Here is a 13,609-nt window from a genome sequence, read left to right as displayed (position 1 = left end):
CGACACGCGGGGTGGTCCCATCACTGGCAACCGGGTGGTCCCATGCTCGTGGCAGAAAACCACCCTCGGTGGTCCCATAAGCCTGGCCGGCGACAGGCAGGCCGGCATCGTCGTCAAGTACCGAGGCCGAGAAGTTCCTGGAAGCGTCGCGCACATTGTTCGATCAGTACCGGCAACTCGGCCAGACGGGTAATCCGGGATCGCTGCTCCCTACGCTCATCGCGCAAACACATCTACTCCGTGAGCTGTCCGCGCACGCTGGCTCCAGTACTCGTGAGGACCTGCTGAAGCTGGGTTCCCGGTACGCCGAATACGTCGGCTGGCTGGCGCAGGAGGCCGGCGACGAAAGGGCAGCCTTGTGGTGGACACAACGCGCTGTCGACCTGGCGGCCGCCGGTGGCGACCATGATTTGGCCGCGTACGGGCTGGTCCGTCGCGCACTCGTAACGCTATATCGCGGGGATGCCGAGCACACTGTCGAGCTGGCTCGGCGCGCACAGACCAGCAAGGTTCCCCTGCGGATCCGAGGCTTGGCCGCGCAACGGGAGGCGCAGGGACACGCCCTCGCGGGTGACTACGACGCCTGTATGCGCAGCCTCGACGTCGCCCGTGCGCTGTTCGCCCATCACGCCACGGCTTCGGATGCCCCTGTCATCGGCAGCATGAACCTGTCGGACTCGGTCGCGATGATCACCGGCTGGTGCCTTCATGACCTGGGGCGCCCAAAGGAAGCGGCGGAGGCCCTGGACGCCCAGTTGGCGCAGGTGTCGTCACGAGCACTGCGCACCCAAGTCCGTTACGGCGCTCGCCGAGCGCTCGCCTACGCCGTCGCTGGAGAGGTCGACCACGCATGCGATCTGACCGGTCGCCTGCTCGACGGCGCCATGACCGTAAGTTCCGCGACCATCGCCGCAGATCTGCGGAGCCTCGCCCGTGCTCTGGCCCGCCACCCGCTGAACCGGTCGGTGCGAGCCCTGACCCCCGAGCTCAACGCGGCTTTGCAGATCGTCAACCCCTAGGGAGGAAACCGCCATGCACGACGTGTTCATCAATTACCGCACAGGAGACGGAGACAGGACCGCCATCACGATCGAGAGAGACCTGGTACGTCGTTTCGGGGAGGGCAAAGCCTTCCGGGCATCGGCATCCATAAGACCGGGCGAGAAATATCCCGAGAGACTGCTCAGCGGTGTGCGGCGTAGCGGCGTCCTGCTCGCCGTCATCGGCCCTCAATGGAGCAGGCATCCCGCGTTGCACGACAAGGACGACTGGGTCCGTAGGGAGATCCTCGAGGCGTTCGCTTGCGGGGTGCCGGTCATGCCGGTTCTCGACGGGCGGAGAACCGAGCGCCTGAACCCCGCCGATCTGCCCGAGGAACTGGCCGGGTTGGCGGACCTCCAGTCGATGCCACTGGATCTTCAGCAGGATGCCGAGCCGGGTCTCACGCGCATCGCCCGCAGGATCACCGAGTACGTCCCGTCGCTCAAGGAGGCCGACTCCACCGCCTCCCCCTCTCCGGCTCCTGGATCCGTGAGCAACTCGGTGGGCGACGTGAACGGCACGGCCGTTCAGAACCGCGACGTCACCGGCGACGTCGGCAATGTCATCAAGGGCGACCGGGGCTCGATACACACGGGTAAGGGCGACATCAACAACAACTCCCCGCGCTTTTCTGGAGATGGGGCAACGTACGTCGCTGGAGACAACCAGGGCGGGATCCGTCACCAGTTCGGAGGTCGTCGCAGGAACGAGGATGACGTCCGTTGAGCGACTCGATCAACTCTTCCGTATCGACCACCTATGGGCAGGTACATGCGGGAACAGGCGACATCAACATATTGCTCGCTGACTCCAAGGGGAGGACTCCGCGGGCCATCGCCGATGACCAACTGCTGTGGCTCTGGCGGTGCTTCGTCCATCCGGCGGGCTTCGGCAGGGCGCGGACGGTCCTGGCCGAACACGGCACCGTCCTCATGGACGGAGTGCCGGGCAGCGGACGGAACACCGCGGCCTGGATGCTCCTGTACGAACTGCGTTCCGGTACCCAGGCAATCCATGAGCTGCTGCCGGAAGACGAGGACAGCCCTCGCCGCCTTGACACCGACCGTGTCGGCGACGGCGACCTGCTGCTGCTGGATCTCTCCGAGATCAGGGAACAGCTCTGGACCGACATCCAGGACGAGTTGTCCTCGTTGCGCAAGGCCGTACTGGAGCACGGCGCCCGGTTGGTGGTCGTGCTCCCGTGGCACAGGATCGAAAGGGTCCGGACGGACCTCGATCGCTATCGCGTCGAGATCGGCCGCCCGCAGGGACTGGAGGTGGTTCGACGCTATCTGCGCGTAGAAGGCGTCCCCGGGGCCCAGATCGCCTCCCAGCCCAAGGCTCTGTCGGCCTTCCTGGACACGAACCCGTCGATCCGGCAGATCGCCGACTTCGCCGGGCTCATCGTCGGCGCGCGAACGACGTCGCAGGGAAAGGGCGAATTCACGGAGTGGTGCAAGAGCGCCGGCGACGCTCAGACCGGCCTGGGCACAGAGGTCGCCCACGAGGTCGCCGTGTTGCGGGAGGGACCGCAACGCGCCCTGTTACTGGCCACGGCCATGCTGCAGGGATCCCGCGCGGAAAGCATCCACCGGGCCGGCGTCTCGTTGTTGCGGGCGGTGAAGCACCCTCCAGAACAGCACTCCTTGCTGGAAGGAGCGGACCTCGCGGAGCGGTTCACCAAGATCAAGGCGGAACCCGATGGGTCCGGCCGGGTGCGGTTCACTCAGTTCGGCTACGACGCGGCGGTTCGTGCCCACTTCTGGAAGCACATGCCGGAGCTTCGTGACCATTTGAATGTATGGGTCGCCGATGCTGTCGACACGGCGGCCCTTGATGTCCGCGATCGGGACACTCTGGTCGAGCGATTTGTCGAGCAGTGCCTGCGCGACGGGTACCCGGACATGGTGAGCTCTTCCGTGTCGCAGTGGACCAGGGAGCCCACGACCAATGCTCGTCTGCAGGCGGCTGCCAAGGCGCTGGAAGCTGGACTCAGCCACAAGGACCTGGGCCGGTTCTTCCGGAGGCAGATCTACACCTGGTCGCAGATGCGGCTGCCCGACAGGTTCGGCCAGGTTCTGGTCGTACTGTGCTTCGAAGTGATGGCGGTGCGTCATCCGGACGAGGCCGTGGTCCGTCTCCATCACCTGGCCAGGAGGGAGCGGGGTGCTCCTCACGCACGCGAGGCGCTTGTGCGACTGATCGGAGATACACCCCGTCTCCATCGCCTCATGCTGGACCGGCTCGTCTACGCCTTCACCGGAAGCACGGGGAGAGAGTGGCAGGCCGACGTCGACCTCTTCCTGCACGTAGCCGATCCGGCGCCGTTCACCGACGTCGGGACTCGCGGTCACGCGCCCATAGCCGAACCCGTCGTGCGAGGTCAGCTGATCGCCGGCTGGAACGTCGTCTTCCAGCGGCGACAGCATGAGACATGGAGCCGCCAGGTCCGGAAATGGCTGCTCACAGCCGCGGACGACGAACGTCACCGTGACCTGCTCCTCGACGTGCTGGTCGGAGGAGGTGGCGAGCGTACGGACGTCCTGTCTCGCCTGTACGTCCTGGCACGGGACGTTTCCCATCTCATGAGCGGCACACCGGACGAGCGGCGACGCCGGGCACTCCTCGTCGACGTCCTCCGGCAGAAGATCAACACCGTCCTGGGCATCTTCGCCGCGTAAACCATCACCGTGACCCTGGATCAGGGGGATACTCCATGAGTTCTGGACGCAAGGTGGTGACGGTCTACCTCACCATCTTCTGCACACCGCTTCTTGCCGGTCTCGTCCTGCTGGCTCCACTGCCGTTCTGGACGTCGCTGGTGCTGGCCCTGGTGCTCGTGACCGCAGCGGTCCTGCTCCTCAGGGCCGTCGCGCGCCGAATGAGATCTTCCGCGCCCCTGCGCTACCTGCCCGTGACGCTGTCGGAGCGTCAGGAGCGGCGGGTAGTCGACGTGGTTCTGCCAAGCGGCTGGGACGACTACGACTTCCGGTTCTCCGCGACCGTGTACTGGTGCCCGGACGGCGCCCCGGCGACCAGGTCCATCGTCAACCCGGGTGCCCTCGCGGTGGAGGCGATCCTGCAACGCGCGCGTGCGATCACAGAGAGACGGCAACCGGGAAGGGCTTCGCTCGTCCAGCACGAGTTGAACGGCGCGCTGGGCAGGATGCAGCCCGAGGCCTCAGGCTGCCTGCAGGTGATGGCCAAATCGGTCACGCTCGTTCTCTCCGAGAATGACCAGGCACGACTCGACAAACTGGCCACGATGCGTAAGGAGAAAGCGGTCTGGGAGCACGAGAGGAAACAGGAGCAGAGCAGGCGGGACTATCTCGGCAACGACGTGTTGAAGGACACGGGTAGCGCCGTGGTCTGGTGGCTCGCCAGGAACGAGGACCAGGTAGAGAAGACCGTGCAGGACATAGGCCTTCTGGCCCGGCTCTCCTCGGCGGCGAACAACGAGGATGTCCCCGAGCTATTTCAACATCTGGTGCCGGATCCGGCCTTCGTGGCACCCGCGGATACCAGGATGCAGAACCTGCGGCACGATGGGACGGCCGGATCCTCTGGGGAAGGTGAGGCGTCCGCCGCCGACCACTTCGACGCCTTTCTGCGGGGGATGGGTTTCCCCGAGGATGACCCGCAGCGAGCTCTGTTCAGCCGGGAAGTGGCCGAATACGCCGCGAAGTACGGTCGTCCGGAGGTGGCTGCCGAATTGGTGCGCCGGTTCGACACCCCCGATCCACCTCACTTCGATGATTTTGATCCCTCGTCCGATCGGCCCGACGGTGAGCCGGGCTTCTGACTCGAACTGGCCAGAAGGCGCACGGCTCGGCCCGGTGATCCGGGCAGGCGAAGCCTCGGGGCCTCCAGAAGGGCCCGGCGGTCAGAAGAGGGTCAGTGGTTCTGTCGGGAGTGGTTCGGGGAGGGGATCCAGCTGGGGTAGGCGGGCCCGTACGTCGGCGTGGAATCGGCGGGCGAGGGTGAGGGCGTCGGCGTTGTCGGGGGTGTGGATGAACATGGTCGGGGAGCGGCCTTCGCGCAGCCACTCGGTGACCGCGTCGGTCCACGGCCGCCAGCCCTCGATCGTGCTCGCCGCGGCGTCCCTGCCGAGGTAGCGGACGATCGGACGGTCGGTGAGGGCGCGCGTCCGCCGAGGCACGCGTGGTTTCCTCGTCCACGCCTCTCGCTCGGCGTCGGTGGTGGGAGGGCTCTGGAAGAGGGTCGTGGTGTCGAACGGGACCCACTCGGCGTCGGCGCCCGCGAGGACCCGCTCGAGGAGCCGCTCGGATCGTTCGTCCTCGAAGAACGCGCGGTGGCGGACTTCGACGGCGTACCTGTGCGAGCGGGGGAGCCGGCGAAGGAAGCCCGCCAGGGCGCCGAGGTCGGCCGGGGCGAACGAACCTGGTAGCTGGATCCAGAGGGCGTGGGCTCGCGGACCGAGCGGCTCGATGGCCTCCAGGAACGATCGGAGCTCCTCGCCGGCGCCGGTGAGGCGGTGCTCGTGCGTGATCGGCTTGGGCAGCTTGACCACGAAGCGGAAGTCGGGGCCGGTCTGCCGCGCCCACGACTCCACGGTGCTCCTCGCCGGTGTGGCGTAGAACGTCGTGTTGCCCTCGACCGCGTCGCACCAGGTCGCGTAGGACCGCAGGCGTTCCCCGGGAGGGAGCGGATGAGGCAGAAAGCGCCCCTGCCATGGCGCGTGCGTCCACATCGCGCATCCCACATGAAGCCGCATGGGCTCGACGTTACCGAAACAGGAGGCGGGCGGGGAAACGACCGGAAACGGGTTCCGGCCAGGCCCGTACGCGGGGGACGCCGTCGCGGGCCGCGCCCGCTTCGCCACCGGCCTGAGCCGCCGCAGGATCTTGCCGCGATCGGCGAGTTCGCCGGACGAGCACGACCAGCCATGAGCGTGCCCCCCGTGAAAGGACCGGGAGCGCGCCGCATGGCTGGTCGTTTCCGGGCGTCTAAGCCCAGGCGAGGTTCATGTCGAAGGCTAGCCGCCCGTGATCACGAAGCTCGTTCCTGGTTGCCGCACGATGTTGCCGGTGGCCGAGTTCGTTATGGTCACGTTCGTCAGCGTCGCGTTTCCGCGAGCCCCGCTCATGGCCAGAATGCCGGCCCCGTTGTTGGACTTGTCGATCTTCACATTGGTGATCGCGACGTTCGGCATGTTGCCGCCGCCCGTCTTGAACTGGATGCCGTCGTAGGTCGAGTCGTAGATGTCGGTGTCGCGGATGGTGACACCGGTGATGTCCCTGCTCGACGGGAACAGCGTGATGGCTCCGAACTCCTGATCCTCGTTCCAGAAGACGCCGCCACCACGGTAGATCGCGTTGTTGGCGATCAGCGTGGTCCCCGAGAACGGCAGGGGACTGTGGTCGGTCGCCAGCATGATGCCCGGGTAGTTCATGGTGTCGTAGATCAGGTTGTTCTCGATCGAGTTGTCGTAGCCGCCGTAGATCGCGATGCCGTTCGCCCGCCAGGGCAACTGGACGGTGTTGTTGACGAAGTGGTTGTCGTGCGTGTTGTCGACGACCTGGTCCTTGACGGCCTGGTTGGCCCAGACCGCGAGCGCGTCGTCGCCGGTGGTGCGGAACGACGAGTTGAACACCCGCGAGTTCCGCGTGCCGTTGGTGAAGTTGATGCCGTCGGCGTAGGTGTCGCGGATGCGCATGCCGCTGAACTGCAGTCCATCGGCGGGGCCCCACAGGGCGGGGATGTTGTCGTAGTCACGGCCGACCCAGACACCCACGTTGGCGTGCTCGATCCACACGTTGGTGATCTTGGTGTTCAGGCCGAACCGGCCGTTCAGGCCCACCCCGCCCTCGTCGTTGCCGTCTCCGCCGCGGATACGGCCTGAGCCGAAGATGGCGATGTCGGAGATCTGGGTGTTGCTGTCGATGTCGAAGCCGAAGTTGCCCTCGTGCGGGTGGTTGATGCCGCCCACCACGTCCTGCGGCTCGGTCAGGGTGTAGAGCTGGGAGTGCCACATGCCCGCGCCGCGGATCGTGACATTGCTGATGCCCACCTGGTTGTACTGGCCCCGGTTCAGCGGGTCGTCGGTGAGGATCTTCTGCTCCTGCCGCCACTGCCCCGCGGGGATCCAGACGCAGCTGATGACGCCGTTCTGGTCGTCGGTCACCGCCCGCTGGATGGCGGCCGTGTCGTCCTTCCCGTCGTTGGGCACCGCGCCGTAGTCGGTGATCGAGGTGCATCCGGCGGGCTGGCTCGCCGGCGGAGCCACCTGCTCAAGGTCGATCAGGTCGATGATGTAGAAGGAGGCCGTGTCGGTCGCGTCACGCTGCAACCGGAACCTGGTGCCCGCCGGGTAGCTCTGCGTGAGCAGCGCGTGCGACTCGTCGAACAGCCGCCGGGCGTCGGCCTGGGGGGTGTTCGTCAGCGCCTCCGGGCCATCGGTGTTCCCGTACAGCCAGCTGTGGCGTGAGGTGAGGTTCAGCTTCTGGGCGAAGGTGTCGTTGATGTAGAGGCTGATGGTGGCGTCGATGCCGCCGCCGTTCGGCGCGTCGGGGATGGAGTTGCGCACCACGATCGAGTTGGAGGGGCTGGTCGAGGTGAACTCGACGAACTGGCCGGTGCTGTTCAGCCGCACCGACTTCCGGCCCGAGGACTCGGTGGCGAAGTTGGTGTGCCCGAAGGTGCGCAGCTGGTCGGCCTCCAGCAGCGTGCCCTGGTACCTGGCGGATTCGGCCTCGTACTCGACCCACGGGACCGCCGCGCCGCGCCCGACCACGATCGCCTGCGAGAAGGTGTTGTTGGTCTCGTTGGTCTCGGCGACGACGTTGGTCGCGTCGGCGGTGGCGGTGATGGTGGCGCCGCCGCTGGTGGCGGTCCAGCTCCCGCTGACGGCCACGTTGGCCGTCGCGCCCGCCGCGATCGGCGCGGTGTTGGTGTTGAGCGTGGTGCCGCCCACCACCAGACGCGTGACGGTGGTGACGCCCACGGCGGTGTTCCCGCGGTTCTTCACCGCCACGTTGAACGTGACCGACGCTCCGACGGCCGGGTTGGACGGGTTGGAGCTGATGCTGAGCACCTGCAGGTCGGGGCCGGGAGCCTCGGCGACCACCAGCGGCGACGCCGCGACGAGGGTGTTGTTGGTCTCGTTCTGTTCGAAGACCGTGTTGTCCGCGTCCACCGTGGCGCTGACCGTGTACGTGCCGGCGGGGCGGGTGCCGATGTTCTGGGTCACCGTGGCGGTGCCGTTGACGGGAAGGGCGGGAACCGCCACGGTGCCGACCAGCGCGCCGCCGACGTAGAGGTTGACGCTGTCCGCGCCGGAGGCGGCGGTGCCCGAGTTCTTGACCGTGGCAGAAAGGGTGATCGCGTTGGTCTCGATGGGGGAGACCGGGGCCCACGAGAGGCTCGTGACGGTGAGGTCGGGGTTCGGCGCGGGGACGCCGATGACCTGGAACTCGGCGACCTGTCCGCCGGGTGCGCCGGTGTTGGCGGCGAACTTCAGCTGGACGTCGGCCACGGTCGCGGAGAGGTCGATCCTCACCGAGTTTCCGCCGGAGGCCGGGTTGAAGGTGTAGTTGGCCGCCGACACCAGGTTCTGGTACGTCGTGGCGTTCTGCTCACGGCCCAGGACCTGGATGTTCTGCGTGCGGGTGCCCCAGGAGGAGTCGGGGTTGAGCTTCACCACGACCGAGCTGACGCTGGCGTTGGCGCCGAGCTTGACGGTCAGCGTGTTCGGGAACGCGCCGGAGTTGGCCTCCCAGTAGGTGGCCACGTTGTTGTCGTTGGCGTTGGCGGCGACGAACGTGTGCACGTGGCCGGACTCGACCATCTCCTTGCCGATCGCCAGGTTCGTGCCCGGATCGCCGGTGCCGGTGCGGGTCACGGAGTTACTGGCCCCCGACTGGTTGCCCGCCGCGTCCTTGGCCTTCACGTAGTAGCTCACGGTCGCCGTGGACGGCTGGGTGTCGGTGTAGGTGGTGACCTTGCCGACGCTCGCCCGAAGCTGGTTGTTGGCGTAGATGTCGTACCCGGTGACGCCCACGTTGTCGGTCGAGGCGGTCCAGGTCAGCTGGATCTGGGTGCCCGAGGGCTCGGTGTAGGCGAGGTTCGCCGGCGCGGTCGGGGCCTGGTTGTCGCCGCCGCTACCGGCCCCGTACAGCTCGAACTCGGAGATCTGCGCGGCGGGCCAGCCGGTGTTGGCGGTGACGTTGACGCGCCAGTACCGGTAGGTCGCGGCGCCGAAGTTGATCGTCACCGAGTTGCCGGTCGCCGGGTTGAAGACGTAGTTCGCGGAGGCCACGACCGTGCTGAAGCTGGAGCCGTCGGCGCTGCCCTGGACCGAGAGCGTCTGGGTGCGGGTCTGCCAGACGGCCGCCGCGGGCACCTTCAGGACGACCTGGTCGACGCTCGTGGCGGCGCCGAGGTCGATCCGCGCCCACTGCGGGAAGCTGTTGTTGGCGCTCTCCCAGTAGGTGGACTGGTCGCCGTCGTTGACGGCCGACACCGGGTATCCGGCCGAGGAGCTGCTGGCCTGGGTCGCCTTGCCCGGCGACAGGTTGGGTCCGCCCGCGGCGGAGGCCGGGACGGCCACCCCCATGGCGAGCAGGCCGGCGGCGACCAGGGTCGCCACCAGCCGTAACGGTCCGTGCGTCTTTCTCATTCGCGTTCCTCAATCTCTTGTCGAGCACGACAGGGCCGGGCTTGAAGGCATGCGTCTTGACCGCACACGTATGGGGGGCAGGTGCACGGACGCAGTGCATCCCGAAGTTGCGAGGAACAGCGAAAAAAGTAACATTAGTTTGCGAGATTTTTGCGTAGTGCTGGCCAAATGTTACATAGGCACTTCGGTCACGTCAACGGCTGGGAAATAGGTTCGTGGCCCGGCCCGACGACCGGATGTGACACGAGGTAAGGGCGGCCGTGAACGCCGGGCCGGAGGCGCTACGCGCGGGCCAGGCGGAAAGTGCCGCACGCCGGGTTCAGCATGTGGCCTTCCAGGTGGGTGGGACGGGCCGGCGCGTCTTGGAGGGGAGCGGTGAGCCCGACCATCGACCACCCCGGGGGCCGTTCCAGCCAGTGCCCGGGGAGCAGTCTCAGCTGACCACCGGCGATCCGCCCGTGGACGGTGAAAGCGCCGCGCGGGACACTGGCGTTGCCAGGCGTCGGCCCGAAGTCGAACCGGGCGGAGAGCGATCCGCCGGCGGCCGGAGGGCTCACGGTCAGGCGCAGGGACGTCTCGCCCTGAGGGCATTCATAGGTGCCGTGCCAGACCCCGGCGAGGTCGAAGGACGAGGACGCCGGAGTCGCGGGCGCCGCCGCGGTGCGGGGAGCGCACGGCGGGTCGTACGGAATGTTCGGATCGACGTAGCGGCGCCACGCGTCCTTCGTCATCGACGCCCGCGAGAGGGCGCAGATCCGGTCGATCGCGGTCCTGACGTCCATGGACCAGATCGTCACGGTGTTGTCCCGGCTGGCGGCGGCGAGCAGGCCGCCGTCAGGGCTGAACGCGACGCTTCGCACATCGTCGCTGTGCCCGTTGAACGGCTCGCCGATCGCTCGTGGCCGCCGGGGGTCGGTGACGTCCCAGATCCGGATGGTGCGATCCTCGCCGCCGCTGGCCATGGTCTTCCCGTCGGGACTGAACGCGACCATGTTGACGGCGTCGTTGTGGGCCGATCGGAGCACGCTCAGCGATCTCATCCGCCACGGGTCGGAGACGTCCCACAACTGGATCGCCTCGTCGATGTTGACGCTCGCCAGGACCCGTCCGTCCGGCGAGAACGCCATGGAGGTCAGCTCTGACCCGGTGTCGCCGTCGGAGAGCCGGCGCGGTGACCGGGGATCGGAGACGTCCCAGAGGGCGACCAAGCCGTCGCCGTGCCCGATGGCGAGGAACCGGCCGCCTGGGGCGAAGGCGATGGTCAGCGCGGGATAGTCGCGCCCGGCGGTCGTGCCGAGCAGGCGCGGGGCGGACGGGCGGCCGACGTCCCAGAGCCGTACGGCGCCTTCGCCGTCACCGAAGGCCAGGACCCGGCCTCCGGGCCCGAACACCGGCGACAGGGCGACTCCGTCACCCTTGGCCAGCGGCTTGCCGACGGTGCGCGGCGCGGACAGGTCCGACACGTTCCACAGCTGCACGTGTTCGAAGTCCGAGAACGCGGCGAGCAGCCGGCCGTCGGGGCTCCACGCGGACTCGGTCTGGAAGACCCCCCGGTGGGCGGGGACCGTGCCGCCGAGCGGTCTGGGCTCCGCCGGATCCGAAACGTCCCAGAACCGGACGGACTGGTCGTCGCTCGTCGTGGCGATCTTGGTACCGTCGCGGCTGAACACGGCCGAGGTCACCGTCGAGGAGTGCCCGATGAGCTGGGTGTGCGGCAGAGCCCAGAGCCTGACCACGTAGTCGGCTCCGGCGGTCACCAGGTAGCGGCCGTCGGGGCTGAACCGGGCCGCGTTGACGTCGTTGGTGTGCCCCGCCAGCGGGGGGCCGAGCTGGGTGGGGTAGTGAGGATCGGCCATGTCCCAGATCCGCACGGTCTGGTCCTCGCTCGCGGTCGACATCAGCAGTCCGTCAGGGCTGAAGGAGATGTCGCCGATGGAGTTGGTGTGCCCGGTGATGGCGATCCCTGCCGCCTCGGGCTTCGCACGGCCCTTGAGTTCGAGGAGCTGAATGGTGTTACGGCTGCCGCTGGTCGCGAGGAATCGGCCGTCAGGGCTGAAGGTGGCGGTGCCGGCGTCGAGGCTGTCGAGCAACCTCGGGTGCTCCCGGTCGGTGAGGTCCCAGAGTTCGGTCCCGCCGAACTCGCGCGTGTCGAGCAGGGTGTTACCGTCGGCGCTGAATTCCATGCTGTGGGCCGCGGTCGTGGCGTCGCTCGTGAACCGGCTCTTCAGCCTGGCGGGCCTGCGCGGGTCGGAGATGTCCCAGAGGTCGATCGCGCTGCCCACCCCGGTGCTCACCATGGTCTTCCCGTCGGGGCTCAGCGCGACCGCGCTGTCGTCCTCGGGCTTTCCCCCGTTGTCCGTACGGCTGAGCAGCATCGGGCGCGACCGGTCGGACACGTCCCACAACCGGAAGACCCGGTCCCAGTCGGCGCTGGCCATGAGCTTGCCGTCGCTGCTGAACACGACGGTGGTCACCCCGTTCTGGCCGTCGGTGAGCGGCCGGCCGAGCGGAGCAGGGGCAGCGGGGTCGGAGACGTCCCACAGCCGGATGGTCTTGTCCTTGCCGGCGCTGGCCACGGTGAGGCCGTCCGGGCTGAAGACCACCGACGCCACCGAGTCCGTGTGCCCGATCAACGGGATGGACAGCGCGGACAACTGCGTGCCGAGGAGGCGCTGGGTGGTGTCGCCGCTGGGCCGCCGCCGGTGGGCGACCAGCGCGAGCTGCGCCGACATCGACAGGTCGTAGTTCCGCAGCCGGTCCGATTCGGTGAGCACCCGGCTGTAGACGGCGAGGTCGCGCTGCCTCAACGCCTCGTTGCCCTGCGTGAACGCGAACACCGCGGCCGTGGTGGCGAGCAGGCTGAGGACGGTGAGCACGCTGATGATCGCGTTGCGGATCCGGAGCGTCCTCCGCTGGAGGCGCTCGGACGCATCCAGGAACCGCGCGACGGGCGCCTGGATCGGGTTGACGGTCCTCTTGGCCCACTCGCGCGCCTGGTCGAGTCGCGCCCCCCGGTAGAGCGCGTCGACGTCCTTGGTCTGGTGCCAGGCCGTCGTGGCTTCGCCGAGCGCCTGCTCGACCAGCCGGTCCTCGCGGTTGTCGCCGAGCCATTCCCGCAGCCTCGGCCAGCTGCGCAGCAACTCGTCGTGGGTGATGGTGACGGTCTCCAGGTCGGACGTGAGCAGCCGGGCGGCGGTGAAGGCGTCGACGACCTCGCGGGCGGTCGCGGGGTCGTGGCTGGCGTCGACGAGCTCCTCGCGCCGGCGAGGGCGGCGGACGTCCGGTGTGCCGGTGTCGCCCAGCTTCACGAGCCGGACGAGCAGGCCCGGCGTCATCGCCTGGCCGGCCGGGCTGAGCTCGCGGAGGGTGCGGTCCGCGGTGGTGGCGATCGCCCCGCTGATGCCGCCCGTGGTCGCGTAGCCGCTGACCGTGAGGATGTGCCCGTCGCGCTGCTGCCAGCTGACGCGCAGGGCATGGGCGAGGAGGGGAAGCCGGCCGGCTTCGTAGTCCCCGCCGGGACCGGCGCCGAGATCGCGCAGGAGCAGTTCGACCAGGCCGTACTCGACGGCGAAGCCCTCGCGCCGTGCGGGGTAGAGGATGGTCCGGCGCAGTTCTTCGACGGTCATGCTCTTGAGCAGGAGCGGGTTGTCCTGGAGCGCCGCGAGAAGCGGAGGGTGAGGCAGGCAGGCGCCGTAGAAGTCGGCGCGGAGACCGATGACGACCCAGCCGACGCGCTCGGCGAGCTCGCCGAGCAGGCGGAGGAACAGCTGCCGTTCGCCTTCCTCCGCGCACAGGGTGAACAGTTCCTCGAACTGGTCCACGACCACGATGGCCGGTGTGCCGGCGAGGTGGAGGGCGAGGGCGTCGACGCAGCCGGCGGGCGCCGGGAACCGACCCGGGGGGGCGGCGACCAGGGCCGCCGGGGGGGCG

Annotated in this window: 7 protein-coding genes; 4 read left to right on the top strand and 3 right to left on the bottom strand. The window is 68.2% G+C overall.

Annotated features, from left to right (window positions below; translation table 11 throughout):
* Positions 1-155 precede the first annotated feature (155 nt).
* The 4 genes from AB0B89_RS29805 to AB0B89_RS29790 all read left to right on the top strand — a co-directional run bounded on the left by AB0B89_RS29805 (position 156) and on the right by AB0B89_RS29790 (position 4,843).
* A complete protein-coding gene (locus AB0B89_RS29805; RefSeq protein WP_358559449.1) occupies positions 156-1,019 on the top strand; it encodes a hypothetical protein in 864 nt (287 codons plus the stop codon).
* 13 nt (positions 1,020-1,032) lie between these two features.
* Positions 1,033-1,767, top strand: a complete 735-nt coding sequence (locus AB0B89_RS29800; RefSeq protein WP_358559447.1) for a toll/interleukin-1 receptor domain-containing protein — start codon at positions 1,033-1,035, stop codon at positions 1,765-1,767.
* Positions 1,768-1,838: 71 nt separating this feature from the next.
* Entirely contained in the window at positions 1,839-3,722 is a 1,884-nt protein-coding gene (locus AB0B89_RS29795; protein WP_358559445.1) for a hypothetical protein, read from the top strand.
* A 56-nt stretch (positions 3,723-3,778) separates the two neighbouring features.
* Positions 3,779-4,843, top strand: a complete 1,065-nt coding sequence (locus AB0B89_RS29790; RefSeq protein ID WP_358559443.1) for a hypothetical protein — start codon at positions 3,779-3,781, stop codon at positions 4,841-4,843.
* An 81-nt stretch (positions 4,844-4,924) separates the two neighbouring features.
* Here the strand turns inward: AB0B89_RS29790 and AB0B89_RS29785 are convergent, their stop codons facing one another.
* From AB0B89_RS29785 to AB0B89_RS29775, 3 genes are all read right to left on the bottom strand, one after another.
* The gene (locus tag AB0B89_RS29785) at positions 4,925-5,776 is read right to left on the bottom strand and encodes a DUF72 domain-containing protein (RefSeq protein WP_358559441.1); all 852 of its coding nucleotides are present in this window, start codon (positions 5,774-5,776) and stop codon (positions 4,925-4,927) included.
* A gap of 261 nt (positions 5,777-6,037) precedes the next feature.
* Positions 6,038-9,679 (bottom strand): CARDB domain-containing protein, encoded by a 3,642-nt coding sequence (locus AB0B89_RS29780; RefSeq protein ID WP_358559439.1) that lies wholly within the window; start codon positions 9,677-9,679, stop codon positions 6,038-6,040.
* Between the two features lie 281 nt (positions 9,680-9,960).
* Positions 9,961-13,609 (bottom strand): WD40 repeat domain-containing protein (locus AB0B89_RS29775; RefSeq protein ID WP_358559438.1); only part of this gene is annotated, 3,649 nt, incomplete at its 5' end.

This window comes from Sphaerisporangium sp. NPDC049002 (assembly GCF_040649355.1).
In the GTDB taxonomy this organism is placed as follows: domain Bacteria; phylum Actinomycetota; class Actinomycetes; order Streptosporangiales; family Streptosporangiaceae; genus Sphaerisporangium.
This window is presented reverse-complemented; position numbering and strand designations above follow the sequence as displayed.

Coding starts and splice junctions, on each gene's coding strand:
- AB0B89_RS29800 (WP_358559447.1), top strand. CDS start 1,033: ATGCACGACGTGTTCATCAATTACCGCACAGGAGACGGAGACAGGACC.
- AB0B89_RS29780 (WP_358559439.1), bottom strand. CDS start 9,679: ATGAGAAAGACGCACGGACCGTTACGGCTGGTGGCGACCCTGGTCGCC.
- AB0B89_RS29785 (WP_358559441.1), bottom strand. CDS start 5,776: ATGCGGCTTCATGTGGGATGCGCGATGTGGACGCACGCGCCATGGCAG.